The following is a 24,712-nucleotide window of genomic DNA, read 5'->3' on the forward strand; positions in this document are numbered from 1 at the left end:
TCGATATAAAGAACATGGAGTCGTGAATGACCCAGCCCATCAGTATGATCGCGAAAAGCCTTGTGCGTGAACGTCAGCGCACCGGTTTGTCATTGGCAGAGATTGCCCGTCGCGCAGGGATTGCAAAATCGACACTCTCGCAATTGGAAGCGGGCAATGGCAATCCTAGCCTGGAAACGCTCTGGTCGCTGTGTGTGGCGTTGGATATTCCCTTTGCTCGCCTGCTGGAGCCGCAGGAACAAAAAACGCAGGTGATTCGCCGCGGCGAAGGAACAAAGGTGGTGGCTGAGCAGGCCCACTACCAGGCCATTTTACTGGCCGCCTGCCCGCCGGGGGCGCGGCGGGATATCTATCTGCTGCTGACACAGCCGGGCGCGGATCGTATTTCACAGCCGCATCCACCTGGATCGGTTGAACACATCATCGTGACGCAGGGTAAGGCGATGGTAGGATTGACGGAAGCGCCGGAGGAGTTAGGTGAGGGGGACTATATTTGTTACCCCGCCGATCGGGCGCATATTTTTAAAGCGCTGGAGCCTGACACTCAGGCGATTCTGGTTTCTGAGCAAAATTGAATTGCCGGATGGCGCTATCGCTTATCCGACCTACAAAAAATAAAACCGTAGGCCCGGTAAGCTTGCGCCACCGGGCATATAACTTACTGCAAATAAAACACTTCTTTTAGCTCTGCGCTAACCGGGCTGTTGTCCGGGTTTGCTGGCATTACGTCACGCATATGCTTCCACCAACGTTGGCAAACGTCGGTGCTGGCAACGGCATTCCAGCGTTCTTCGGACTCAATCTCAACGGTGGCGAACAGCAGATTGCGCACCTGATCGAGATAAATCGCGTAGTGATGGGCGCCGTGCTCTTTCAGCACCGCTTCCAGCTCTGGCCAGATGGGATTGTGCCGACGTTGATATTCAACGTGCGCGTCGGCATTCACCTGCATCACAAAGGCCTTGCGGATCATAACGCCTCCAGATACAGCTCACGGACCTCGTCGCGGCTGGCGGTGCGCGGGTTGCATGGCGCACACGGATCGGCCAACGCTTTATCCAGCCAGCCTTCAATATCCTCTTTCGTCACGCCAAGGGAACTAAAGCCCGCAGGAATACCGACACGCTTGCTGAGTGCACGAATCGCGTTGATGGCCTCCATACTTGCCGCTTCATCGCTCATGTCACGGGTATCGACGCCCATCGCCTGCGCCACGCGGGCAAAGCGCGCCACGGCGTTCGGACGGTTAAAGTTTTCGATTACCGGCAGCAGGATGGCGTTGCAGACGCCGTGTGGCAGATTATGGGTTGCGCCCGGCTGGTGCGCCAGCGCATGCACCAGACCCAGACCAGCGCTGTTAAATGCCATCCCCGCCAGATACTGACCAAACGCCATTTGCTCACGAGCTTCGAGGTTATGACCGTCGTCGACCGCTTTTGGTAGCCACAGGTTGATCAGGCGAATCGCTTCCAGTGCGTTAGCGTCGGTGAGCGGATGTGCACCAACGGAAACATAGGCTTCCACCGCGTGGGTCAGGGCGTCCATACCGGTTGCGGCGGTGACGGAGGCCGGGATTTCCAGCATTACGCTGGCATCATCCACAGCGATATCCGGGATGATATTCGGGTCGATGATCACCTCTTTAACCTTACGGGCAGAGTCGATAATGACCGCGTTGCTGGTCATCTCTGCTGCCGTACCGGCGGTAGTGTTGATGGCGACCAGCGGGACGCCAGCATTTTTCACTTTGCCCACGCCGGAGTAAGCGGTAGAAGGGCCAGGGTTGGCTGTCAGGATTTTTACTGCTTTGGCGGTATCGATCGGGCTGCCGCCACCGAAGGCGATGATGTAGTCACATTCTGCGTTCTGATAGGCTGCAAAACCTTTCTGTACCAGCTCTTCTGTCGGGTTCGGGAATACTTCATCAAACAGGTGGTAAGACATTTGATGTTTATCCAGCGCGGCAAACAGGCTATCCAGCAGGCCCAGTTTTACCAGTTGACCATCGGTGACGATCAGCGCTTTGCCCCATTGTTTATTCGCCACGAGATTCACCATATCGGCAATCGCGCCGGCGCCATGCAGGCTAATTTTTGGCAGTGCCAACATAAAGCTCATCACTATTCTCCTTAATAATAAAATCCTGTAGGCCGGATAAGGCGAAGCCGCATCCGGCGTTGAGTTGGGAGGTATCAGTACAGCTCTATGGCGCTTGCCAGCGGCGTAACACCAAAGCGTTTGCCAAGAGCGACCAGCTCTTCACGTGAGATGGTCTGCTTCATACCGCCCATCGAAAAGATTTTGACCAGAACTTCGGCGGATTTCTCTGCGGTATCTATCAAACCGAACGCTTCGTCGAGGGTAGGTCCGCTTCCGAACACGCCGTGGAACGGCCAAAGTACCAGCGAGTGTTTCTGCATTTCCTCGGCGGTAGCCTGACCAATTTCATCTGTACCCGGCACCATCCACGGCAGAATGCCAACGCCATCCGGGAACACCACCAGGCACTCGGTGCTGCCTTCCCACAGCTTGCGGGTAATCAGCGCTGTGTTGTTTTCCAGTACGTAGGTCAGAGCGATCAGGTTGGTGGCATGGCAGTGCATGATCACGCGGTCTTTACCGTTCGTCGCTTTAATGCGTTCGCAGTGAGAGAGGAAGTGAGCCGGCAGTTCAGAGGTCGGCACGGCCTCGTGGGTCAGGCCCCAGAGGATGTGGTAGCCCGCACCGTCGCTGTCTACTTGTACCACGCCCAAGTTTGCCGCGGGATCGAGCTGGACGTTACGGAAAAACTTACCGGAACCGGTGACGATAAACGGTGTGTTTGCCAGCAGCGGCATCGGCTGACTTAGCGCAATATAGCGTGGTTTTTCGTGGAAATCGGCGCTAAACGGCGCGATATCTGCTTCATCAAGACGCAGCGTCAGGTTGCCGCCATTACGCTCGTCCCAGCCTTTCAGCCACGCATCAGAAGTGGCTTTGATCATCCCCTGGACGAACCAGGAAGTCGTAATTTTTTGCATGTTCGGTGTTCCTGTTTATTGCCCGAACGTTATCGGGTCTTACGTAGGCCGGATAAGCGAAGCGCCATCCGGCAATCGTGTTTCATTTATTGCCGGATGGCGACGTGGGGCGTCTTATCCGGCCTACAAGCCTGGCGTCACGGTTAGCTACGTTTGCTCAAAATCTCTTTTTCATAAGCGCGCACGCTGTCCAGCCACTGGCTGCCCGCAGGCGTGTCGTGGCGCTGGCAATACATCTCCCAGACGGCCTGCCACGGCAGCGATTTTTGCTCTTCCAGCAGGGCCAGACGTGCGGTGTAGTCGCCGCTGGCTTCGAGCTGACGCAGTTGCTCGGTGGGTTCTAACAGCGCGCGCAGCAGGGCTTTTTTCATATTGCGGGTGCCGATCACCCACGCGGCGATGCGGTTAATGGAGGCGTCGAAGAAGTCGAGGCCAATGTGTACGCGGTCGAACAGGTTGTGGCGAACGATCTCGCTGGCAATCGCCTGAGTTTCATCATCCAGCAGCACCACGTGATCGCTGTCCCAGCGCACCGGACGGCTGACGTGCAGCAGCAGGCGTGGTACATACAGCATGGTGGCGGAAATTTTGTCGGAGATCACTTCAGTCGGATGGAAGTGGCCCGCATCCAGACACAGTGCGGTCTGGCGGCTGGTGGCGTAACCCATGTAGAACTCGTTAGAGCCCACGGTGTAGCTTTCCGCACCGATGCCAAACAGCTTGCTTTCGACGGCATCGATATGGTGCGCCGGGTCGAGTTTCTCGCTGATCACTTCGTCCAGTGCGTCCAGCAGACGCTGGCGCGGAGCTAAACGGTCAACGGTGATGTCTTTCATGCCATCCGGGATCCAGATGTTCATCACCGATGGTGTACCCAACTGCTCGCCAAAATACGCCGAGACGCGACGGCTGGCTTTGCAGTGATCGATCCAAAACTGGCGAATGGTGTCGTCGGCGTGCGCCAGCGTGAAACCGTCGGCGCTCAGCGGGTGTGAGAAGCAGGATGGGTTGAAATCCAGCCCTAACTGGTTCGCTTTCGCCCACTCCACCCAGTTTTTAAAGTGCTCAGGTTTGATTTGGTCGCGGGCAACCGGCGTATCAGATTCCAGATAGATCGCGTGCAAATTCAGACGTTTTGGACCAGGAATCAGGCTCAGCGCCTGCTCCAGATCGGCCCGCAGTTCGGTGGCGTTACGCGCTTTACCCGGATAGTTACCGGTAGCCTGAATACCGCCAGTGAGCGAGCCTTCCGGATTTTCGAAACCGGCGACATCATCGCCCTGCCAGCAGTGCATGGAGACCGGCAGACGATCGAGCTGGCGTAAGGCCGCCTCGACATCAATGCCTACCGCGGCGAAACGCAGTTTTGCCAGTTCCCAGGCTTGTTCAAGTTGAGTGGTCATGCGCAAAGCTCCTTTGTCTGTCGTAGTGATTGAAACTGCGCCTGGTAGCGGGCAATTTCACTTTCAGGATTGGGAATGAAGGTGGTCAGTTCGTAGTTGGCGCGCACCACCTGACGGAAATCATCGACGTTGTTCAGCTCGTCCAGCGTCATCAGCTGGATGCCAATATTGCCGAGCGTGGAAGCCTCAATCGGCCCGGACATCACGCGAATACCGCAGGCATCCGCACATAGCTGGTTCAGTAAGGTGTTCTGGCAGCCGCCACCGACAATGTGCAGTTGGCTAAATGCTGCACCACGCAGTTGTGCCAGTTCTTGCAGGATGTCGGCGTACAGCAACGCCAGGCTGTCGAAGATACAGCGCGCCAGTTCGGCGTTTTGCAGGGGAACGGGTTGGCCTGATTCACGGCATGCTGCCTGAATTTCTGCACTCATATCGTCGGGGTTGATAAAGCGATCGTCGTTCGGGTTTATCAGGAACTGGCAGGCCGGCAGCGCTTGCGTTTGGCTGATAAGCGTTGGCAGGTCGGTAATCTGGCGCTCTTTTAATACGCGCTGGAGCAGCCACAGCCCCATAATATTTTTCAGGACACGGTAGCGTCCTTCCGCGCCGCCTTCATTGGTGATATTTGCCGCCAGCGCCGCATCGTTGGTATACGGTGTTCTGCTCTCAAAGCCCATCAGCGACCAGGTCCCGGAAGAGAGATAGGCGCTGTTTTTGTCGGCCAGCGGAGAAGCAATGACCGCGCTGGCCGTGTCGTGACTGGCGACGGCGACAACCGGAATTTGGTTTTTCTGTGGGCAAATCCAGTGGCCGATCACGTTCCCTGGATGCGTCGGGCGACCAAACCAGGCTTTGTCTGCCCCGGTCCACGCCAGCAGTGTGTCATCCCAGTCGTCGGTATTGATATTGACTAGCTGGGTGGTGGTGGCGTTGGTGTATTCCCAGTTCATTTTGCCGGTCAGGCGAAAGCTGAAGTAGTCGGGGATCAGCAGGGCGTGGGCCACCTGCGGGAGCAGTTCTGGCTGCTGTTCAACCAGCGCACGCAGTTGATACAGGGTGTTAAAGGGCAGAAACTGAATGCCGCTACGGCGGTAAATTTCACCTTTACCCGGCTGCTCCATCGCCTGCGCCATAATGCCGGTCGTGCGGCTGTCACGGTAAGAGACCGGCAGACCGACACGTTGACCGATGTTATCGATCAGAACGTAATCCACGCCCCAGGTATCAATGCCGATGCTGTCTATCCGAATGCCTTCATCGCAGACTTTTTTCAGGCCAAGACGAATATCGTTTTCCAGGCTGTCGATGTCCCAGGTGTCAAAACCGTCTGTTTTTTGCAGGCAGTTCATGAAGCGGTGGATTTCACGTAGCGTCAGGGAGCGGTGTTCACTGTCGTAACGCGCCAGCATTACGCGCCCACTGGATGCGCCGAGATCGACTGCGACACAATGGCGAAAAGTCATAGCGAGGTCCTTCTGAGTTTTATTGCACTCAGTCTAAGAACCCCAGATAACGCGTACCTTCTTGACAGTGACAGCCACAATTAGCGGCTGGCAACATGGCAAAGGTGAACGTGACGCTGTTCACAATTTCTATTAATAGGACCTGTTTTAGCGGATGTGACGCCTTCCGCAATTCCCGATCTTTCCCGCCATTTCTTGAAGAATTAACCGTGTTTACGCACTTTGGCGTCAAAAATTTAAGGTGAGGGTGATAACCCTTAATTACTATTCAGCCATGTTCATTTGATCGGGAAGGATGTCATCATGACGGTATTGCATTGCGTGGATTTTTTTCCGACAGGTAAAGCGCCAGTGGCTATTGAACCGCGGCTTCCTCAACCTGCGTTTCCAGAGCATCATCATGATTTTCATGAAATTGTGGTGGTCGAACATGGAACGGGGATCCATGTGTTCAACGGGCAGCCTTACACAATCAGCGGCGGTACGGTGTGTTTCGTTCGCGATCATGACCGGCATTTATATGAACATACTGACAATCTGTGCCTGACCAATGTGTTGTATCGCTCCCCGGATGCGTTTCAATTTCTGGCTGGGCTGAATCAGCTTTTACCTCAGGAACAGAATGGGCAGTATCCCTCCCACTGGCGGGTGAATCAGGGGGTATTGCAGCAGGTTCGACAACTGGTGGGGCAGATGGAAGCGCTCGGTGAGGGGATGGATACACCAACGGCGGCAAATCGCGAGATCCTGTTTATGCAGTTGCTGGTACTGCTGCGTAAAAGCAGCCTGATGGAAGCAGCGACCGATAACGACGCGCGGCTTAACCTCCTGATGGCGTGGCTGGAAGATAACTTTGCCGACGAGGTGTGTTGGGAGGCGCTGGCCGAGAAGTTTTCCCTCTCTTTGCGCACTCTGCATCGCCAGCTCAAACAGCAAACCGGATTGACGCCGCAGCGCTACCTTAACCGCTTGCGGCTGATCAAGGCCCGGCATCTGCTTCGCCACAGTGATGACAGCGTGACAGACATCGCTTATCTCTGCGGATTCGGCGACAGTAACCACTTTTCGACGCTTTTTCGTCGTGAGTTCAAGTGGTCACCACGCGATATTCGTCAGGGGCGCGATCTCGTTGTGGCAAGCCGCCTCCAGTAACGCGAAAGCTATCAACGTTTTTTACCGCCGAATCTCAGATAATCATGTCCCTTAACGCCGGATGGTGGCTACGCCTTATCCGGCCTACGTGTCACGTAATCTGTAGGTCGGATAAGGCGTAGCCGCCATCCGACAGGGAATATTGTGATGGCGAATCATCTGGTCCTTCTGAAATCAGACTTCTTTGCGCATGAGCAGCAGGCTGTGGCCGTGGCTGACCGTTATCCGCAGGATGTCTTTGCTGAGCATACCCACGAGTTTTGCGAGCTGGTCATGGTCTGGCGCGGTAATGGTCTGCATGTCCTTAACGATCGCCCGTACCGGATAACCCGTGGCGATCTGTTTTACATTCGCGCCGAAGATAAACACTCCTACACCTCCGTGAACGACCTGGTGTTGCAAAATATCATCTACTGCCCGGAGCGGTTGACGCTGAATGTTGACTGGCAAGGGGCGATCCCCGGATTTGACGGTACGCCGAGGCAGCCGCACTGGCGACTCGGTAGCGTTGGCATGACCCAGGTCCGACAGGTGATAAGCCAGCTTGAGCATGAAAGCAATCAACGTGATGCACAGGCTTTTACCATGGCTGAGCTGCTGTTCGGGCAACTGGTGACACACCTTAAGCGGCATCGTTATGCCACGGATACGCTACCGGCGACCTCCAGTGAAACGCTGCTGGATAAACTGATCACCGCATTAGCCGGTAGCCATGAGCATGCGTTTGAACTGGATACGTTTTGCGAGCGCGAACAATGCAGCGAGCGCGTTTTGCGCCAGCAGTTTCGCAGCCAGACCGGGATGACCATCAACCAGTATCTCCGCCAGGTGCGGGTTTGCCATGCGCAGTATCTGCTCAAACATAGTCGGTTGATGATTAGCGAGATTTCCATGCGCTGCGGCTTTGAGGACAGTAACTACTTTTCGGTGGTATTTATGCGGGAAACCGGGATGACGCCGAGCCAGTGGCGTCATCTCAGTACTCAGCATGCTTAGCTGGCCATTCCCAGACCGACAATGTTTGCCGCGACAATGATCACTACGCAGCCGAGGCTTAACACGCTGACCGGACGACGACCCGCGTTTTTCCACTCTTTCAATACCAGACCGACAATCCCGCCGCACAAAACATAGAAGCTCATGTGCAGCATCCAGCTTACATAGTCATACTGCGCCGGAATACGTGCGTGGCCCCAGGCGTAGAAGAAGAATTGTAGATACCACATCAAGCCACCAAGCGCAGAGAGCAGCACGTTGGTGATAATCAGCGGTTTGGCTAACGAGAAGTCGGCTTTTATCGACAAGTTCTTCACTTTTGCCAGACGAATGAAGCAGAAGCCCAGGTTAACAAGCGCGCCACCGCCCATAATGACCACATAGCTAGGCAGGGCGACATACAGCGGATCGACGCCCAACGCGGCGGCGGCATCGTGCATCGGTTTCGCCGCGTTCATCGCAAAGGACATCCCGGCGGAGAAAATACCGCACATGACGGCCAGAACCAGACCTTTTTTCAGGTTGAAATCTTCCGCTTTGATGCCCATTTTTCGTTCTTTTAACTGACCGGCACGGGTAACAATGCCCACTCCAATCAGCGCGACCAGTACGCCAAGCAGCGTCATGCGGCCACCAGAGGTATTGATCAGTACATCAAAATTGCCGTTGATAATCGGGGTCATCAGCGTGCCGACAATCAGCGTAATACCTATTGCAATCCCGATACCCATCGACATACCGAGATAGCGCATGGTCAGGCCATAGTTGATATTGCCAATCCCCCACATTGCACCAAACAGAAATACCGGCGCCAGCGTGGAGAGGCTGAAGGAGCTGAAGTAGGCCCAGAAATCGGGAAGTAACATGGCGCTGATGGTCCACGGCAGGATTATCCAGGAGACGATCCCGCCAACCGACCACATCGTTTCCCATGACCAATGTTTGACTTGCTTGAACGGGGCATAGAAACAGGCGGCACTGGCTGCCCCTATCAAATGCCAAAAGATACCCATCGTAATCGCGTTACTCATGACTTAATCCTCGTTATTTTTTATCGTCGGTAATGACCCCTCCGACCTAACGAGTTTAAAAATTACGCAGGTGGTTAACCTTTTAACGATTGCCGTCCTTTTGCGCATGTTGGCAATCATCACGTTAAGTGGGTGATTCGGCTCACATCTTTAACAATGGGTTTGATTCATTAAGACCCTGTAAAAAGTACGGCATTGATAATCATTTTCAATATCATTTAATTAACTATAATGACCCAACTGCTTACGCGGCGTTAACACTGGCCGCCCGACAATACTGGAGATGATTATGAGTTATACACTGCCATCCCTGCCGTACGCTTATGATGCCCTTGAACCGCACTTCGATAAGCAGACGATGGAAATCCACCACACCAAACACCACCAGGCTTACGTAAATAACGCCAACGCTGCGCTGGAAAGCCTGCCTGAATTCGCCAGCCTGTCCGTTGAAGAGTTGATCACCAAACTGGATCAACTGCCAGCAGACAAGAAAACCGTACTGCGTAACAACGCGGGCGGTCACGCTAACCACAGCCTGTTCTGGAAAGGCCTGAAAACCGGTACTACGCTGCAGGGCGACCTGAAAGCGGCTATCGAACGTGACTTCGGCTCCGTTGACAACTTCAAAGCTGAATTTGAAAAAGCAGCGGCAACCCGCTTTGGCTCCGGCTGGGCGTGGCTGGTTCTGAAAGGTGACAAACTGGCTGTTGTTTCCACCGCCAACCAGGATTCCCCGCTGATGGGTGAAGCTATCTCTGGCGCTTCCGGTTTCCCAATCGTGGGCCTGGACGTTTGGGAACACGCTTACTACCTGAAATTCCAGAACCGTCGCCCGGACTACATCAAAGAGTTCTGGAACGTCGTGAACTGGGACGAAGCTGCCGCGCGTTTCGCAGCAAAAAAATAAGTTCTACGCTTTAACAAAGCCCTGCAAGCGATGCTTGTGGGGTTTTTTTGTGATCAAACTCAATATAAAAACAATGATCCATTTAAATTGAAACAAGGTTTTATTATGCGAGTGGGATCACTTTTATAGTCTCTATGAATGTCTATCTTCTTTTCATCAAGACGGGCGCATCTCAAAGCAAGATGCAATCGCCCATAAAAATTGCCCCATTTTTATGTCTACAGGTGATGGAAATGCAGATCAAACGTACGATAGAGAAAATCCCAGGCGGTATGATGCTGGTGCCGCTTTTCCTGGGCGCGTTGTGTCACACCTTTTCCCCCGGCGCCGGCAAATATTTCGGCTCTTTTACCAACGGTATGATCACCGGTACGGTGCCTATCCTGGCAGTCTGGTTCTTTTGCATGGGGGCGTCGATCAAGCTAAGCGCCACCGGCACCGTGCTGCGTAAATCAGGTACGTTAGTCATCACCAAGATTCTGGTGGCGTGGGTGGTTGCAGCGATTGCTTCACGCATTCTGCCGGAACATGGTGTAGAGGTCGGATTCTTCGCTGGGTTGTCTACGCTGGCGCTGGTGGCCGCGATGGATATGACCAACGGCGGGCTGTATGCCTCGATTATGCAGCAGTACGGCACCAAAGAAGAGGCCGGGGCGTTTGTCCTGATGTCGCTGGAGTCTGGCCCGCTGATGACCATGGTGATTCTGGGAACCGCCGGGATCGCGTCGTTTGAACCACACGTATTTGTTGGTGCGGTATTGCCGTTCCTGATTGGCTTTGCGCTGGGGAATCTGGACCCTGAACTGCGGGAGTTCTTCAGCAAAGCGGTGCAGACGCTGATCCCGTTCTTTGCCTTCGCATTAGGTAACACCATTGATTTGAGCGTGATTGCGCAGACCGGCGTGCTGGGTATTCTGCTGGGCGTGGCGGTGATTATCATCACTGGTATTCCATTGATTATCGCCGATAAACTGATTGGTGGTGGCGATGGTACGGCGGGGATTGCCGCTTCCAGTTCTGCGGGGGCGGCGGTTGCTACGCCTGTGCTGATTGCTGAAATGGTTCCGGCATTTAAACCGATGGCACCGGCAGCAACTTCCCTGGTCGCCACGTCGGTGATTGTGACCTCCATTCTGGTGCCGATTATCACGTCTATCTGGTCGAAAAGGGCCAAAGCAAGGGCGGCAGAAATTGATATTCGTGGCACCGTGAAGTAAGTCTCTTAAGCCGGATGGTCTGCACCATCCGGCTTAATTATTTACCCTTTGACGACAAACACCTCATCGATTGTTCGACACTCACTCTCGTTCAACTCTCCACCGGCATTACGTGACACGCCGGTACAATAGCCAAACTTACGCGATACCACGGTTTTGATGGTGGTGACAAAATCTTCGCCGATAGCATAGATGGACATGTAGGTGCCAATCTGGTCCTGAATATCGCGAAGCGCTGCCAGGTCGCCCTGTTTAAACGCTTCCCGCGCGCTGACAAACAGTTCCGGCATGACGTTGTTCAACCCTGAAATTATCCCCGCGCCACCTGCTAACAGGTTGGGAATGTAGTATTCGTCATAGCCGGACAGCACGGCAAAATCCTCCCGCACGGCGCGGGTGGTCTGAATCATACTGCGGGTATGGGACTGGCAGTCGACGGTGTCTTTAATGCCAGCGAAATTCGGGAACTCGGCGGCGAGGGTGGCTACCAGTTCGGGGGTTAAATCGCAGCCGGTGCGTGCCGGGAAGTTATAAGCAAACCATTTGCCGCTGAGTTTCTGCCCCAACTGACGGAAGTAGCTCAGCAGCTGTTTCGCCGTTTGTCCGTAGTAGTAGGGCGGCAGGATCATCACGGCATCGTAATCTGCGCGATACGCTTCCTGCGCCATCAATAAAACATCATTCTGGCAGGTGGATGAGACGTTGGCGACCATCTTTAGCGAGCTCATGGCGCGGGCCTCGCGGATCAGCAGCAGCCTTTCTTCGAGCGTAAAGGAGGCAAATTCCCCGATGCTGCCCATCAGCAAAATCACGTCGATTTTGGCCTCGGTAAGGCGTTTGAGATGCAGGCTTAGACCGTTGAGATCGATCTTGCCATCATTGTCCATTGGCGTAATGGAAGGACACCAGACGCCAGCAAATTGCGATTGACCAGTCACGTTGTCGACTCCTTATTTGAAATGACGTTTCAAAACTAGATTACATTGATAGCATGTGTCCCTAAGTTTCATGTGAACCGTGCTCTCATTTTGAGCGACTGGGGTAAAATAAATATGGTGTAATGGGGGAAATTTATCGGGAGAGGGAACAGATGCGATATCCGGTCGATGTTTTTACGGGCAAAGTTCGGGACTACACGGGAAGCCGTCCTAGCGCGATTGCTAAAGTCCAGATTGACGGTGAGCTGATGCTGACCGAACTGGGGCTGACGGGGGATGAACAGGCGGAAACGAAAATTCACGGCGGGCCGGATCGCGCGCTGTGTCACTATCCGCGTGAACACTATCAGCACTGGAGACAAGCGTTTCCGGAGCAGGCGGAGCTATTTGTCGCCCCCGCGTTTGGTGAGAACCTCTCTACTGAGGGGCTGACTGAAGATAATGTGTATATTGGCGACATTTTCCAGTGGGGAGAGGCGCTGATTCAGGTCACGCAGCCGCGCTCGCCGTGCTTTAAGCTGAATTTCCATTTTGGCATCAGCGATATGGCCAGCCAGATGCAGGATGCGGGTAAGACAGGCTGGCTGTGCAGCGTCATCGCGCCTGGTCAGGTGTCAGCAGACGCGCCGTTGATCCTGGCGTCACGCGTGAGCGACGTCAGCGTACAGGAGGCAATTGCTATCGCCTGGCATATGCCGTTTGATGATTCGCAATATCATCGTTTACTGTCGGCTGCCGGGTTATCAAAAAGCTGGACCAGAACGATGCAAAAGCGCCGTTTAAGCGGCAAGATCGAAGACAATTCCCGCCGTTTGTGGGGAAAATAAACCTACCTTCATCTGGCAATTAAATCAGGTGGCGACACCTGATTTACCTCTCCCCCGTGGTTCATCCCCTGCGTACCAAACCGGGCAAAAACCTGACGGTCTCGGTTTGCTTCAAAGCCATTCTTGATACCTGGTCCACAAAAAGAAACTCTGCGTTGAAAAAAAACTTGAGTATTTCCTGCACTCAAATATCTTAGCTTCAAATTGGTTTAAACCAGATGAGCGAAATGAAAAAGAAAAACAATGTTGATGTGCTCAGGGAGCGCTTTGAAAGCTGGTTAAACGAGAAGAATTTACCAGCGGGGTCCAAATTGCCTTCGGAAAGGGAGTTATGTGAGCTGCTGGATGCAAAGCGTATGACCTTACGTCAGGTTCTGATTGAGCTTGAGATCGATGCGCGTATTTTCCGTAAGAACCGCAGTGGTTGGTTTATTTCGTCGAAGCGATTTATTTATAACCCTAAATCACTTTCCAGCTTCAATGCTGAAGCCTGTGCTCAGGGACGTAAGCCTTTTTGGGATTATTTAACCAAAGAAACCATTGATACAGTTCCGCATCATGTTGATGATGTTTTTCTCTCCTCCGGTGACCGCTATTTAGTTACCGGCTGGTGCGGTCTTGATTCACATAAAGTGTTTTACCATGAATCCTATATTGATGCTGATGTTGCGCCAGGATTCATTAATAAATTGGGCAATCAGTCTTTTGCCAGCGTCTGGGAAGATGCGTTTGGCCATGTTTTAAATATCAAAGAAATGGTTTTTAAACCGGTCAATATGCCAGAAGTGGCCTGCAAAGAGCTGGGTGTTGCGCCTAATACGTATGGAATTTTAGTAGAAAAACATCGGGCTACCCGAGATAAAAAAGTGGTTCAGGTTGATTTCGAATACTGGAGACTTGAATCAGTGGAACTTGTTATTCGCGATGAATGAGAAAAATAATGGGAAAATGTAACCAAGAACTTCTTGCGGAACGCGCGAGAAATATACCGCTGTACCTACATGCTTATGCTTTTCATCTGAATATGCGCTACGAGAGAGTCCTGCCGGGGGATCTTCTGGATATTGCGCATCAGCAAAAATTGAAGGGTGTAAAAATACATGTTGAGGATGGTGAGTCCCAATCACTGCAGAAACTGAACGATCAGCAGCTACACGATTTTAAAGAGAAGGCCAAAAAATATAATCTGGATGTGCATATCGAAACGAGCGCATCGGATAAGGCGACATTGACGGATGCCATCCGTATTGCTGTTGCTACTGGTGCAACTTCAGTGCGTTTCTACCCGCGTTATGAAGGGCATCTCAACGATGTTATGGCGAAGATTGCCAATGATATTGCATGGCTGTCTCAGTATGACGATTGCGGACTAAGCTTTACTATCGAACAGCATGAAGATCTGCAAGGCCATGAGCTGGTGACGCTGGTTAACAATAGCGGGATGAAAAATCTCTCTATTCTGTTTGATTTTGGCAACATGATTAATGCCAATGAGCAGCCGCTTTCTGCGTTAGAGGTTATGTCTCCTCTGATCACTCAGGTGCATATCAAAGACGCAAAAATTATTAAAGAAGGTAAAGGCTGGGGGCATGAGGCTTGTCGTTCAGGACACGGCGATTTACCTATGGAAGAAATGCTTAAGGCATTATTACTTTTAGGTGAAGATAAACCGCAAGTACATGCTTTTGGCCTGGAAGAAGAAGTTGAATATTATGCCCCTGCATTTCGCTTCGACGATGAGGGTGATAATCCATGGATCCCATGGCGCGATGCAAGTTATACGCCGCTGCCTGACAGCAACATGATTGATGCGCGACTGGCGCAGGAAAAAGAACATGCTCTTGCCCAAATAAAATACATTCGTGATATATGTGACAAGTTTATAGGCAATTAATTAGTTTTCTTAAAATATTATTAAATGCGGAAAGGATTATGAAAGTAATCCCCTGGCTTTATTAATTATACAATTTAATTTAGATATTTCTCTCAACAAGCAATGAGGGTTTAATCATGTTCATGAATAAATGGGCAAGGCTCTGTTTTTTGATTTTAGGCGGCGGCACGATATTCAAGCTTTCAAGTATGAAAGATGTTTTCTATGTGCCAATGCAGAATGACTGGGGTTTAACTAATACGCAAATTGGGTTGAGCTTTACGGTTTATACGATTGTTCAGACAACCGGACTTTTTCTTTCTCTCTATATCGCAGATCGTTACTCCAAGAAAATATTATTACCGTTCGGTCTGATTGGCGTTGGGTTATGTGGCTTATATCTGGCAACGCTACCGTCATTTACTGGTTATCTCATTTGCTTTGCCGCGATGGCTTTCTTTGCCGATGTGGTTTATTGGCCGGTATTGCTGAAAGCCGTTCGTTTGCTGGGAACGAAAGAAGAACAAGGACGCATGTTCGGCTTTTTAGAAGCCGGACGTGGCGTGGTGGATGTTATCGTTGCATCTGGCGCTCTGTTTGTCTTCGTCCAGTTTGGTGAAGGTAAAGCGGGGATGCAGGCGGGCCTGTTGTTCTATACGGTAATTACGCTTGTGGCAGGTATTGTGACGTACTTTATTGTCGATGATGACAAAGTGAAAGGCGGCGAGAAAACTAGTGCCAACATGGAAGTGTTAAAGGGTATCAAACATGTTTTGTCCTGCCCTAATGTTTGGCTGGCTTCTTTAGGTATTTTCTTCGTTTATGCCGCGTACTGTGGACTGACTTACTTTATCCCGTTCTTAAAAGATATCTATATGCTGCCGGTAGCTCTCGTCGGTGCGTACGGCATCATCAACCAGTATGCGTTAAAAATGGTAGGTGGGCCGATTGGCGGAATGTTGGCAGATAAAGTTGCTAAATCACCGACAGTGTATCTGAAGTGGACGTTCCTGATCTCTGCTGTGGCGATGCTTGTGTTCATGCAGTTACCGCATCAAACAATGAACGTGTATATCGGTATGGCGGCGACATTAGGATTCGGAGCGATTATCTTCTCACAGCGCGCCATTTTCTTCGCGCCGATGGATGAGATCGGTACCCCACGTGAGTATGCGGGCTCGGCAATGGCATTTGGTTGCATCATCGGTTATATGCCAGCGATGTTTGCGTACACGTTGTACGGCTATTTGCTGGATACCAATAGCGGCATCACTGGCTACAACTATGTCTTTAGCGTGATGATTGCGTTCAGCTTAATGGGCTTTATCTGCTCGACCATTCTGGTGAAGCGAATTAAAAAGCAAAAGCTAGCGGCTGCGGCTGCGGCGGCATAACGTAAATGCTTCCCCGGTAATCATGTCGTACCGGGGAAGCCAGTTAAGCGCGTTTATACAGTGGCAACCAAATCACCAGCCGTAAACCACCCAGTGGGCTGTCTTCGGCCTTTACCCAGCCACGATGCTGCTGAATTGCGGTTTCAACAATCGCCAGACCCAGACCTGTTCCGCCAGACTCGCGATCGCGCGCCTCATCGGTACGATAGAACGGACGGAAAATCTGTTCTCTGTCTTCAGGGCTAACGCCTGGGCCATCGTCGTCCACGGTGATGGTAATCCCGTCGATATCCACCGCGAAGCCAACTTCAATCTTCGTATGTGAATAGCGCAGGGCATTGCGCACAATGTTTTCCAGCGCACTTTCCAACGCATTTGGGTTACCGTACAGCGGCCACGGACCCGGCGGGAAATTCACCGTGAGTGATTTACCCATCTGCTCAGCTTCAAAGGCGGCGTTATCCAACACTTCACCCCAAAGCTGATTAGCTTTCACTGTTTCGCTGACCAGCGCGTTTTTCTGCTGATTACGTGACATCACCAGCAGGTCGTTGATCATGCTGTCCAGTCGGTGAGCTTCTGTTTCAATGCGCTCCAGCTCTTTGCTCTCACCGCTACGACGGCGCAGCAGAGCGGTGCCCAGTTGCAGACGCGTTAGCGGTGTTCTCAGCTCGTGAGAGATGTCCGACAGCAGGCGTTGCTGTGTGGTCATCATCCGTTCCAGCGCCGTCACCATCTGGTTAAAGCTTGCGCCTGCCGCCAGGAACTCCTGCGGACCGGCTTCCAGCTCCGGATGCTGACGCAGGTTACCCTGAGCTACTTCATCCGCCGCGTTTTTCAACTTACGCGCCGGTTTCGCCAGACTCCAGGCAAGCCAAAGCAATAGCGGTGAGCTGACTAACATGGTGACGATCAGCAACAACAGCGGTCGGTCGAACAGCAGGTTGATAAAGTCAGATTGTGAGCTGCTGGCAGGTCGTATGAGATACAACTGGTAGTTATCTTCACCGTCTCTGACGGAGAAAGGCCCGACCATCTCAACGCGACCGTATTTTTTCTTTTGCGGATGGTCGGCGTTATCGGCCTGACCAATAAAGTTACGAATGATCTGCATTTCGTTGCGTTCTGCGCCGATCACGCGTCCTTCCGTCGTAACAAGTAATAACCGCTGTCCTGGCGGCGCCCACTTGTCTATCGCCCGAAACAAGCGACGCCACCACATCAAATCGTTGGGTGGATCGTTCGCCAGTTCAGCTTCAACATGTTGCTCAATCATTAACCCCTGGCGCTGCTCGCTGTCCAGTAGCTCGGTCATCTGGCGTGAGTCGAGCTTGGGTAACATCAGTACCAACATCAACACCAGTGCCAGCGTCAACCAGAAGATGGCAAAGATGCGTGCGGTTAAGCTCCCTATCATGAAGCGGAGACCATCAGGTAGCCGCGACCACGCAGGGTTTTAAACCACGGGTGTCCGTCTTTACGCTCTGGCAGCTTACGACGCAGGTTCGAGATATGCATGTCGATCGCGCGATCGAAAGGCGTCAGGCGTTTGCCCAGCACTTCCTGGCTCAGGTGCTCACGCGAAACCACCTGACCGAGATGCTGAGCCAGCAAATAGAGCAGGGTGAATTCGGTGCCGGTTAACTCCAGAATTTGCCCGTCAAAGCTGGCTTCCTGGCGACCCGGATTAAGGCTTAACGCATCTACTTCCAGCGTCGGCGAGCCGTTATCGCTGTTCTGCTGCTGTTCGCTCCAGTGTGAGCGACGCAGAATAGCGCGGATGCGCGCGACCAGTTCACGGTCGTTAAACGGTTTAGGTAAATAGTCGTCCGCGCCCAGCTCAAGGCCAAGTACGCGATCCAATTCGCTGCCGCGAGCGGTCAGCATGATTACAGGTGTCTGGTGTGTCTGACGAAGTGCTTTCAGCGTATCAATGCCGTTTTTCTTCGGCATCATGACGTCGAGCAAAAGTAAATCGATGCTGTCATCCAGAAGCTCAAGCGCCTGTTCCCCATCATAGGCAACCAGCACATCGAAACCTTCCATTTCGAGCAACTCCTTTAACAGGGAAGTCAGCTCTCGGTCATCATCAACTAACAGGATTTTATTCATTGTTTACGTACCTCCGAGGCAGAAATTACGTCATCAGGCGTCGCTAATCTATGACTTTACGTTGTTTTACACCCCCTGACGCATGTTTGCAGCCCGAATCGTAAACTGTCTCTCGTTGAATCGCGACAGAAAAGATTTTGGGAGCAAGTGATGGGCAAAGTTACCGCTGCCGTCATGGCCTCAACGCTGGCACTCAGTACATTTAGCCATGCAGCTGAAGTCGTCACAGGCGATCACTGGCACCTGGGTGAAGGCTCATCGCAACGCAGCGTTCAGAGCCACATGTTTGACGGTATTAGTTTAACCGAACATCAACGTCAACAGATGCGAGATTTAATGCAGCAGGCAAGACACGAACAGCCTCCTGTTAATGTTAGCGAAATGGAGACAATGCATCGCCTTGTCACCGCAGAGAAATTTGATGAAAGCGCAGTGCGCGCTCAGGCAGAAAGAATGGCGCAAGAACAGGTTGCCCGCCAGGTTGAAATAGCCAGGATCCGCAACCAGATGTATCGCCTGTTAACGCCAGAGCAGCAAGCGGTTTTAAATGAGAAACATGAACAACGAATGGAGCAACTGCGCGATGTAGCGCACTGGAAAAAAAGCTCATCGTTGAATTTATTGAGTAGTAGCAACTCACGTTCCCAGTAGTAACCCTGTTTTCCTTGCCATAGACACCATCCCTGTCTTCCCCCACATGATGTGGGGTTTTTTTTTGCCCAAAATTTGTCCCTCGGTTATTGCCTGACTGTTTTACTTCATCCGTTATACTAGCGGCATATCCTGGCAGGAGTGTTTATGAATCAAACCTATGGGCGGCTGGTGAGCCGGGCGGCAATCGCGGCAACCGTGATGGCATCGCTGTTACTTTTGATCAAAATTTTCGCGTGGTGGTACACCGGATCGGTCAGTATTCTGGCTGCACTGGTGGATTCTCTGGTGGACATCGCGGCGTCGTTAACCAACCTGTTGGTGGTGCGCTATTCGCTGCAACCGGCCGATGATGAGCATACGTTCGGACACGGAAAAGCGGAATCGCTGGCGGCGCTGGCGCAAAGCATGTTTATTTCTGGTTCGGCGCTGTTTTTATTCCTGACCGGGATTCAGCATCTCATCCAACCCACGCCGATGAAAGATCCGGGCGTTGGGGTGGTTGTCACCATCATTGCGTTAGTGTGTACAATCATTCTGGTCTCGTTTCAGCGCTGGGTAGTGAAGCGTACGCAAAGTCAGGCCGTTCGGGCAGATATGCTTCATTATCAGTCTGATGTTATGATGAACGGTGCGATTCTCATTGCGCTCGGGCTGGCATGGTATGGCTGGCATCGTGCAGATGCCTTGTTTGCGCTCGGGATTGGCATCTATATTTTATATAGCGCATTACGCATGGGGTATGAGGCAGTGCAATCTTTGCTGGATCGCGCTTTACCCGATGAGGAACGTCAGGAAATTATTGATATCGTGACGTCATGGCCTGGAGTCAGCGGCGCTCACGATCTTCGCACGCGGCAGTCAGGGCCGACCCGCTTTATTCAGATTCATTTGGAAATGGAAGATAATCTGCCGCTCGTTCAGGCGCATTTAGTGGCTGAACAGGTTGAGCAGGCAATTTTACGGCGTTTCCCGGGATCGGATGTCATCATTCATCAGGATCCCTGTTCAGTCGTACCCAAGGAAGGCAAGATGTTTGAGCTTTCATAATTCGTTGTAAAAAAAGTGAATCGGGCCAGCATTTTGTGTATAAATTACCACCATTTGGCCTGACCTGAATCAATTCAGCAGGAAGTGATTGTTATACTATCTGCATATTCGTTGGATCGTTTCGATATGCGGAATCGACTTCCGGCAGCAGATTTCATTTTGCATTCCAAAGTTCAGAGGTAGTCATGATTAAGAAAATCGGTGTGTTGACAAGCGGCGGTGATGCGCCGGGCATGAACGCAGCAATCCGTGGTGTTGTACGTGCAGCGTTGACGGAAGGGCTGGAAGTCATGGGGATCCATGATGGCTACCTGGGTTTGTATGAAGACCGTATGGTCCAGCTTGACCGCTACAGCGTGTCCGACATGATCAACCGTGGCGGTACTTTCCTCGGTTCTGCTCGCTTCCCGGAATTCCGTGATGAAAACGTACGTGCGGTGGCGATCGAAAACCTGAAGAAGCGTGGCATCGACGCCCTGGTTGTTATCGGGGGTGACGGTTCTTACATGGGTGCAAAACGCCTGACCGAAATGGGCTTCCCATGCATCGGTCTGCCGGGCACTATCGATAACGATATCAAAGGTACCGACTACACCATCGGTTACTTCACCGCGCTGGGTACCGTTGTCGAAGCGATTGACCGTCTGCGTGATACATCTTCTTCTCACCAGCGTATTTCCATCGTTGAAGTGATGGGCCGCTACTGTGGTGACCTGACCCTGGCAGCAGCGATTGCCGGTGGCTGTGAGTTCGTGGTGGTTCCGGAAGTGGAATTCAGCCGTGACGATTTGGTTACTGAAATCAAAGCGGGCATCGCGAAAGGTAAAAAACACGCAATCGTAGCGATCACTGAACACATGTGTGACGTTGACGAACTGGCGCATTACATTGAGAAAGAAACGGGTCGTGAAACGCGTGCAACCGTACTGGGTCACATCCAGCGTGGTGGTTCCCCGGTTCCTTACGACCGTATCCTGGCATCCCGTATGGGCGCCTATGCCATTGAACTTCTGCTGGAAGGTCACGGCGGTCGCTGCGTAGGTATTCAGAACGAGCAGCTGGTTCACCACGACATCATCGACGCTATCGAAAACATGAAGCGTCCGTTCAAAGGTGACTGGCTGGACTGCGCGAAAAAACTGTACTAATTGCAATTGCCGGATGGCGGCTTGCGCCTTATCCGGCCTACATGATGCAAATCGTAGGCCTGATAAGCGTAGCGCCATCCGGCAAAAACTCGACTCCATATATTCCCCCAAGTTATAGCAAATCTTTTTTTATTCTTTAATGTTTGGATGCCTTTCTGGCACGCTTTGCTCATCACAACACTACCTAAGAGAGCTGGGCGATGAACAAATGGGGCGTAGGGTTAACATTATTGCTGGCATCGACCAGCGTTCTGGCAAAGGATATTCAGTTACTTAACGTATCGTACGATCCAACGCGTGAATTGTACGAGCAGTACAATAAGGCCTTCAGCGCGCACTGGAAGCAGGAAACGGGCGACAACGTTGTGATCCGCCAGTCGCATGGCGGTTCGGGTAAACAGGCGACTTCCGTCATCAACGGTATTGAAGCCGATGTTGTGACGCTGGCACTTGCTTACGACGTGGATGCCATTGCTGAACGTGGCCGTATCGATAAAAACTGGATTAAACGCCTGCCGGATAACTCCGCGCCTTACACCTCCACCATCGTGTTCCTGGTCCGCAAAGGCAATCCCAAACAAATTCATGACTGGAACGATTTAATCAAACCGGGCGTGTCGGTCATTACGCCAAACCCGAAAAGCTCCGGCGGAGCTCGCTGGAACTATCTGGCGGCATGGGGCTATGCCCTGCACCACAACAACAACGATCAGGCCAAGGCACAAGACTTTGTGAAGGCCCTGTATAAAAACGTTGAGGTACTCGATTCTGGCGCACGTGGCTCAACCAATACCTTCGTTGAACGTGGTATCGGTGATGTGCTGATTGCCTGGGAAAACGAAGCGCTGTTGGCAACGAACGAGCTGGGCAAAGATAAATTCGAGATAGTGACCCCGAGTGAATCTATCCTCGCGGAGCCGACCGTATCCGTGGTTGATAAAGTGGTGGAAAAGAAAGACACCAAGGCGGTAGCGGAAGCTTACCTGAAGTATCTCTACTCGCCGGAAGGTCAGGAGATAGCAGCGAAAAACTTCTACCGTCCACGTGATGCAGAAGTCGCGAAGAAATACGAAAACGCATTTCCGAAGCTGAAGCTGTTCACTATCGACGAAGAGTTTGGCGGCTGGACGAAAGCGCAGAAAGAGCACTTCTCTAACGGCGGTACGTTCGACCAAATCAGTAAACGATAAATAAGTCTGTGATTTACGACCCGGTGGCCAAGCGCGACCGGGTTTTTTATTTGTCATGGTTTTGCGTTACTCTTGCCCTTCAATGGGATACTGGAAACGCGTAATGAAAAAAGCAGGCTATCTTTTACTGGCGGTGATTGTGGTCGCCGCCGCTGCAGGTATCGGGTACTGGAAATTCACCGGCAACCCGGACGCATTACGCCAGATCGTTCTTCAGCAATGCCTGCCGCACCAGTTGCAGCAGCAGGACCCCGCCCCATGCGCTGAAGTAAAGCCGGATGCCGGATATGTGGTGTTCAAAGACCGTAACGGCCCACTGCAATATCTGTTGATGCCTACCTGGCGGATCAACGGTACGGAAAGTCCGCTGCTGTTGAAATCAGGCACGCCGAACTTTTTCTGGCTGGCCTGGCAGGCGCGTAGCTTTATGAGCCAAAAATACGGCCAGGAAATCCCTGACAAAGCAGTCTCTCTGACCATTAACTCACGTAGCGGGCGTACGCAAAATCACCTGCATATTCATATCTCCTGCCTGCGAACCGATGTCAGAAAGCAGCTGGATGACAACCTGGCGAAAATCAGCACCCGCTGGCTACCATTACCAGGTGGGCTGCGCGGTCATGAATATCTGGCGCGTCGCGTCACGGAAAATGAACTGGCACAACGCAGCCCGTTTATGATGCTGGCGGAAGAGGTGCCGGATGCGCGTGAGCATATGGGCAGCTATGCGTTGGCGATGGTGCGCCAGAGCGACGAATCCTTTGTCCTGCTGGCTACTCAGCGCAATCTGCTGGCTCTGAATCTCGCCTCCGCTGAGGAAATTCAGGATCATCAATGTGATATTCTGCGTTAACCCCACCTAATCTGGCGTTTACTCCGCATGCCTGTCCCCGTATTCTTGTTGAAAAAAACAACAGGAGACAGGCATGTCGCTCTGGCTTACACACCCTCTGTTTATCCCCTCTCTGGTGGTTGGTATCACCATTCTGCTCTGGGCTACGTCGCTGCTGCCGGAGTTTATAACGGCGCTGCTGTTCTTTGCCGTGGCGATGGTGGCCAAAATCGCGCCACCGGATGTGATTTTTGGCGGCTTTGCGTCCTCCGCATTCTGGCTGGTGTTTAGCGGTTTTGTATTGGGTATTGCGATTCGTAAAACGGGGCTGGCGGACAGGGCGGCGAGGGCGCTGTCATCGAGGTTGACTGATTCCTGGCCGTTAATGGTGGCGAGCGTAGTGCTGCTGAGTTACGCGCTGGCATTTGTAATGCCATCCAACATGGGCCGCATTGCGCTGCTGATGCCGATCGTCGCGGCGATGGCGAAACGGACTGGAATTAACGACGGCACGCGCGCCTGGTATGGTCTGGCACTGGCCGTCGGGTTTGGGACGTTCCAGCTTTCCGCGACGATTTTACCCGCTAACGTACCGAATCTGGTGATGAGCGGCGCGGCGGAAGGCTCTTACGGCATCCACCTCAATTATCTTCCCTATTTGCTGCTGCATACGCCAGTTCTGGGCTGGCTTAAGGGGGCGGTGCTTATCGTGCTTATCTGCTGGCTGTTCCCTGGTAAGCCCCATGCGCCGCGCGATCTCACACCGCTGGAGCCGATGAGTCGGGATGAAAAACGCCTGGCCTGGATGCTGGCCGTGGTGCTGCTGCTGTGGGTTAGCGAAAGCTGGCACGGCATTGGTCCTGCGTGGACCGGGCTGGCGGCGGCGGTTATCACACTGCTACCACGGGTTGGTTTTATCAATGGCGATGAGTTTTCCACTGGGGTAAATATTCGTACCTGTATTTATGTGGCGGGTATTCTGGGGCTGGCGATCACCGTCACGCAAACCGGTATTGGTAGCGCTGTTGGCGAAGCGCTGTTACAGGTGATGCCGCTGGATGCGGAAAAGCCGTTTACCAGCTTTCTCGCGCTGACAGGCATTACCACCGCGCTCAATTTTATTATGACAGCGAACGGTGTTCCGGCGTTGTATACCACGCTGGCACAAAGTTTTGCCGATGCGACGGGGTTTCCGCTGCTGTCGGTGATTATGATTCAGGTATTGGGATATTCCACACCGCTGCTGCCGTATCAGGCTTCGCCGATTGTGGTGGCGATGGCGCTCGGGAAAGTACCTGCAAGGGCGGGGATGCTGCTGTGTATCGCACTGGCGGCGGCAACGTATTTGATTCTTCTGCCGCTGGATTACGCCTGGTTCACGGTGTTAGGAAAACTGTAGATGTATCAAAATGTTAATTTTATGTTTTGTGAGTGAGTGAATTGTATTCTGTGCGGCAATATCGGTTAATGCCCGAGCGCAGATTTGCGCACTGGAAACTCAA

At 52.4% G+C, this 24,712-nt stretch carries 24 protein-coding genes; 15 read left to right on the top strand and 9 right to left on the bottom strand.

Features of this window, described 5'->3' with window-relative positions; genetic code table 11:
- Positions 1-26 precede the first annotated feature (26 nt).
- Complete coding sequence (locus tag OGY68_RS11350) at positions 27-575, top strand: helix-turn-helix domain-containing protein (protein ID WP_003825255.1); 549 nt, start codon at positions 27-29, stop codon at positions 573-575.
- Between the two features lie 83 nt (positions 576-658).
- Here the strand turns inward: OGY68_RS11350 and rhaM are convergent, their stop codons facing one another.
- The 5 genes from rhaM to rhaB form a co-directional block, all read right to left on the bottom strand.
- The gene (rhaM, locus tag OGY68_RS11355) at positions 659-973 is read right to left on the bottom strand and encodes an L-rhamnose mutarotase (protein ID WP_008787008.1); all 315 of its coding nucleotides are present in this window, start codon (positions 971-973) and stop codon (positions 659-661) included.
- On the bottom strand, positions 970-2,118 hold the full coding sequence (gene fucO / locus OGY68_RS11360; protein WP_020996115.1) for a lactaldehyde reductase: 1,149 nt from the start codon (positions 2,116-2,118) through the stop codon (positions 970-972). The genes rhaM and fucO overlap by 4 nt, the downstream gene beginning before the upstream one ends.
- Before the next feature lie 74 nt (positions 2,119-2,192).
- Positions 2,193-3,020, bottom strand: a complete 828-nt coding sequence (rhaD, locus tag OGY68_RS11365; RefSeq protein ID WP_057066661.1) for a rhamnulose-1-phosphate aldolase — start codon at positions 3,018-3,020, stop codon at positions 2,193-2,195.
- Positions 3,021-3,163: 143 nt separating this feature from the next.
- Positions 3,164-4,423, bottom strand: coding sequence for an L-rhamnose isomerase (gene rhaA, locus OGY68_RS11370; protein ID WP_048237088.1), 1,260 nt, complete (start codon positions 4,421-4,423; stop codon positions 3,164-3,166).
- Positions 4,420-5,889: a rhamnulokinase gene (rhaB, locus tag OGY68_RS11375; RefSeq protein ID WP_048237087.1), complete on the bottom strand. Its 1,470-nt coding sequence runs from the start codon at positions 5,887-5,889 to the stop codon at positions 4,420-4,422. Before rhaB ends, rhaA begins: the two co-directional genes overlap by 4 nt.
- A gap of 303 nt (positions 5,890-6,192) precedes the next feature.
- Between rhaB and rhaS the strand changes: the two genes are divergently transcribed.
- Both rhaS and rhaR read left to right on the top strand, forming a co-directional pair.
- Positions 6,193-7,041 (top strand): HTH-type transcriptional activator RhaS, encoded by an 849-nt coding sequence (gene rhaS / locus OGY68_RS11380; protein WP_008787013.1) that lies wholly within the window; start codon positions 6,193-6,195, stop codon positions 7,039-7,041.
- Between the two features lie 147 nt (positions 7,042-7,188).
- Positions 7,189-8,037, top strand: coding sequence for an HTH-type transcriptional activator RhaR (rhaR, locus tag OGY68_RS11385; protein WP_057066663.1), 849 nt, complete (start codon positions 7,189-7,191; stop codon positions 8,035-8,037).
- Here the strand turns inward: rhaR and rhaT are convergent.
- Entirely contained in the window at positions 8,034-9,068 is a 1,035-nt protein-coding gene (gene rhaT / locus OGY68_RS11390; RefSeq protein WP_003825242.1) for an L-rhamnose/proton symporter RhaT, read from the bottom strand. The genes rhaR and rhaT overlap by 4 nt on opposite strands.
- A gap of 289 nt (positions 9,069-9,357) precedes the next feature.
- Between rhaT and sodA the strand changes: the two genes are divergently transcribed.
- Complete coding sequence (gene sodA / locus OGY68_RS11395) at positions 9,358-9,978, top strand: superoxide dismutase [Mn] (RefSeq protein WP_003825239.1); 621 nt, start codon at positions 9,358-9,360, stop codon at positions 9,976-9,978.
- A gap of 233 nt (positions 9,979-10,211) precedes the next feature.
- Positions 10,212-11,195 (top strand): 2-keto-3-deoxygluconate transporter, encoded by a 984-nt coding sequence (gene kdgT, locus OGY68_RS11400; RefSeq protein ID WP_020996114.1) that lies wholly within the window; start codon positions 10,212-10,214, stop codon positions 11,193-11,195.
- A 41-nt stretch (positions 11,196-11,236) separates the two neighbouring features.
- Here kdgT and OGY68_RS11405 read toward each other — a convergent pair whose 3' ends face one another.
- Entirely contained in the window at positions 11,237-12,133 is an 897-nt protein-coding gene (locus OGY68_RS11405) for a dihydrodipicolinate synthase family protein (RefSeq protein ID WP_057066665.1), read from the bottom strand.
- 152 nt (positions 12,134-12,285) lie between these two features.
- On the opposite strand from OGY68_RS11405, the gene yiiM reads away from it, so the two are divergent.
- From yiiM to OGY68_RS11425, 4 genes are all read left to right on the top strand, one after another.
- Positions 12,286-12,960, top strand: coding sequence for a 6-hydroxyaminopurine reductase (gene yiiM, locus OGY68_RS11410; RefSeq protein WP_057066667.1), 675 nt, complete (start codon positions 12,286-12,288; stop codon positions 12,958-12,960).
- 227 nt (positions 12,961-13,187) lie between these two features.
- Positions 13,188-13,892: a GntR family transcriptional regulator gene (locus OGY68_RS11415; RefSeq protein WP_057066669.1), complete on the top strand. Its 705-nt coding sequence runs from the start codon at positions 13,188-13,190 to the stop codon at positions 13,890-13,892.
- A gap of 8 nt (positions 13,893-13,900) precedes the next feature.
- Positions 13,901-14,854, top strand: a complete 954-nt coding sequence (locus OGY68_RS11420; protein WP_020996111.1) for a sugar phosphate isomerase/epimerase family protein — start codon at positions 13,901-13,903, stop codon at positions 14,852-14,854.
- Positions 14,855-14,976: 122 nt separating this feature from the next.
- Positions 14,977-16,227: an MFS transporter gene (locus OGY68_RS11425; protein ID WP_095533158.1), complete on the top strand. Its 1,251-nt coding sequence runs from the start codon at positions 14,977-14,979 to the stop codon at positions 16,225-16,227.
- Positions 16,228-16,270: 43 nt separating this feature from the next.
- Here OGY68_RS11425 and cpxA read toward each other — a convergent pair whose 3' ends face one another.
- Positions 16,271-17,644 (bottom strand): envelope stress sensor histidine kinase CpxA, encoded by a 1,374-nt coding sequence (cpxA, locus tag OGY68_RS11430; RefSeq protein ID WP_003028758.1) that lies wholly within the window; start codon positions 17,642-17,644, stop codon positions 16,271-16,273.
- The gene (gene cpxR / locus OGY68_RS11435; protein WP_003028763.1) at positions 17,641-18,339 is read right to left on the bottom strand and encodes an envelope stress response regulator transcription factor CpxR; all 699 of its coding nucleotides are present in this window, start codon (positions 18,337-18,339) and stop codon (positions 17,641-17,643) included. The genes cpxA and cpxR overlap by 4 nt, the downstream gene beginning before the upstream one ends.
- Before the next feature lie 150 nt (positions 18,340-18,489).
- On the opposite strand from cpxR, the gene cpxP reads away from it, so the two are divergent.
- The 6 genes from cpxP to OGY68_RS11465 all read left to right on the top strand — a co-directional run bounded on the left by cpxP (position 18,490) and on the right by OGY68_RS11465 (position 24,609).
- Positions 18,490-18,990, top strand: a complete 501-nt coding sequence (gene cpxP, locus OGY68_RS11440; protein WP_008787022.1) for a cell-envelope stress modulator CpxP — start codon at positions 18,490-18,492, stop codon at positions 18,988-18,990.
- 147 nt (positions 18,991-19,137) lie between these two features.
- Complete coding sequence (gene fieF, locus OGY68_RS11445; protein ID WP_003825216.1) at positions 19,138-20,040, top strand: CDF family cation-efflux transporter FieF; 903 nt, start codon at positions 19,138-19,140, stop codon at positions 20,038-20,040.
- Positions 20,041-20,225: 185 nt separating this feature from the next.
- Positions 20,226-21,188: a 6-phosphofructokinase gene (pfkA, locus tag OGY68_RS11450; protein ID WP_003825214.1), complete on the top strand. Its 963-nt coding sequence runs from the start codon at positions 20,226-20,228 to the stop codon at positions 21,186-21,188.
- A 200-nt stretch (positions 21,189-21,388) separates the two neighbouring features.
- Positions 21,389-22,378 carry a sulfate/thiosulfate ABC transporter substrate-binding protein Sbp gene (sbp, locus tag OGY68_RS11455; RefSeq protein ID WP_032945592.1) on the top strand — a complete coding sequence of 330 codons (990 nt, stop codon included), beginning with the start codon at positions 21,389-21,391 and terminating at the stop codon, positions 22,376-22,378.
- A 103-nt stretch (positions 22,379-22,481) separates the two neighbouring features.
- Positions 22,482-23,231: a CDP-diacylglycerol diphosphatase gene (locus OGY68_RS11460; RefSeq protein ID WP_020996109.1), complete on the top strand. Its 750-nt coding sequence runs from the start codon at positions 22,482-22,484 to the stop codon at positions 23,229-23,231.
- A gap of 73 nt (positions 23,232-23,304) precedes the next feature.
- Positions 23,305-24,609, top strand: a complete 1,305-nt coding sequence (locus OGY68_RS11465; protein WP_057066673.1) for an SLC13 family permease — start codon at positions 23,305-23,307, stop codon at positions 24,607-24,609.
- Positions 24,610-24,712: the final 103 nt, after the last annotated feature.

Origin of the sequence: Citrobacter sp. Cpo065 (assembly GCF_030332805.1) — a bacterium.
In the GTDB taxonomy this organism is placed as follows: Bacteria; Pseudomonadota; Gammaproteobacteria; order Enterobacterales; family Enterobacteriaceae; genus Citrobacter; species Citrobacter portucalensis.

Coding starts and splice junctions, on each gene's coding strand:
- OGY68_RS11350 (WP_003825255.1), top strand. CDS start 27: ATGACCCAGCCCATCAGTATGATCGCGAAAAGCCTTGTGCGTGAACGT.
- rhaM (WP_008787008.1), bottom strand. CDS start 973: ATGATCCGCAAGGCCTTTGTGATGCAGGTGAATGCCGACGCGCACGTT.
- fucO (WP_020996115.1), bottom strand. CDS start 2,118: ATGAGCTTTATGTTGGCACTGCCAAAAATTAGCCTGCATGGCGCCGGC.
- rhaD (WP_057066661.1), bottom strand. CDS start 3,020: ATGCAAAAAATTACGACTTCCTGGTTCGTCCAGGGGATGATCAAAGCC.
- rhaA (WP_048237088.1), bottom strand. CDS start 4,423: ATGACCACTCAACTTGAACAAGCCTGGGAACTGGCAAAACTGCGTTTC.
- rhaB (WP_048237087.1), bottom strand. CDS start 5,889: ATGACTTTTCGCCATTGTGTCGCAGTCGATCTCGGCGCATCCAGTGGG.
- rhaS (WP_008787013.1), top strand. CDS start 6,193: ATGACGGTATTGCATTGCGTGGATTTTTTTCCGACAGGTAAAGCGCCA.
- rhaR (WP_057066663.1), top strand. CDS start 7,189: ATGGCGAATCATCTGGTCCTTCTGAAATCAGACTTCTTTGCGCATGAG.
- rhaT (WP_003825242.1), bottom strand. CDS start 9,068: ATGAGTAACGCGATTACGATGGGTATCTTTTGGCATTTGATAGGGGCA.
- sodA (WP_003825239.1), top strand. CDS start 9,358: ATGAGTTATACACTGCCATCCCTGCCGTACGCTTATGATGCCCTTGAA.
- kdgT (WP_020996114.1), top strand. CDS start 10,212: ATGCAGATCAAACGTACGATAGAGAAAATCCCAGGCGGTATGATGCTG.
- yiiM (WP_057066667.1), top strand. CDS start 12,286: ATGCGATATCCGGTCGATGTTTTTACGGGCAAAGTTCGGGACTACACG.
- OGY68_RS11415 (WP_057066669.1), top strand. CDS start 13,188: ATGAAAAAGAAAAACAATGTTGATGTGCTCAGGGAGCGCTTTGAAAGC.
- OGY68_RS11420 (WP_020996111.1), top strand. CDS start 13,901: ATGGGAAAATGTAACCAAGAACTTCTTGCGGAACGCGCGAGAAATATA.
- OGY68_RS11425 (WP_095533158.1), top strand. CDS start 14,977: ATGAATAAATGGGCAAGGCTCTGTTTTTTGATTTTAGGCGGCGGCACG.
- cpxA (WP_003028758.1), bottom strand. CDS start 17,644: ATGATAGGGAGCTTAACCGCACGCATCTTTGCCATCTTCTGGTTGACG.
- cpxR (WP_003028763.1), bottom strand. CDS start 18,339: ATGAATAAAATCCTGTTAGTTGATGATGACCGAGAGCTGACTTCCCTG.
- cpxP (WP_008787022.1), top strand. CDS start 18,490: ATGGGCAAAGTTACCGCTGCCGTCATGGCCTCAACGCTGGCACTCAGT.
- fieF (WP_003825216.1), top strand. CDS start 19,138: ATGAATCAAACCTATGGGCGGCTGGTGAGCCGGGCGGCAATCGCGGCA.
- pfkA (WP_003825214.1), top strand. CDS start 20,226: ATGATTAAGAAAATCGGTGTGTTGACAAGCGGCGGTGATGCGCCGGGC.
- sbp (WP_032945592.1), top strand. CDS start 21,389: ATGAACAAATGGGGCGTAGGGTTAACATTATTGCTGGCATCGACCAGC.
- OGY68_RS11460 (WP_020996109.1), top strand. CDS start 22,482: ATGAAAAAAGCAGGCTATCTTTTACTGGCGGTGATTGTGGTCGCCGCC.
- OGY68_RS11465 (WP_057066673.1), top strand. CDS start 23,305: ATGTCGCTCTGGCTTACACACCCTCTGTTTATCCCCTCTCTGGTGGTT.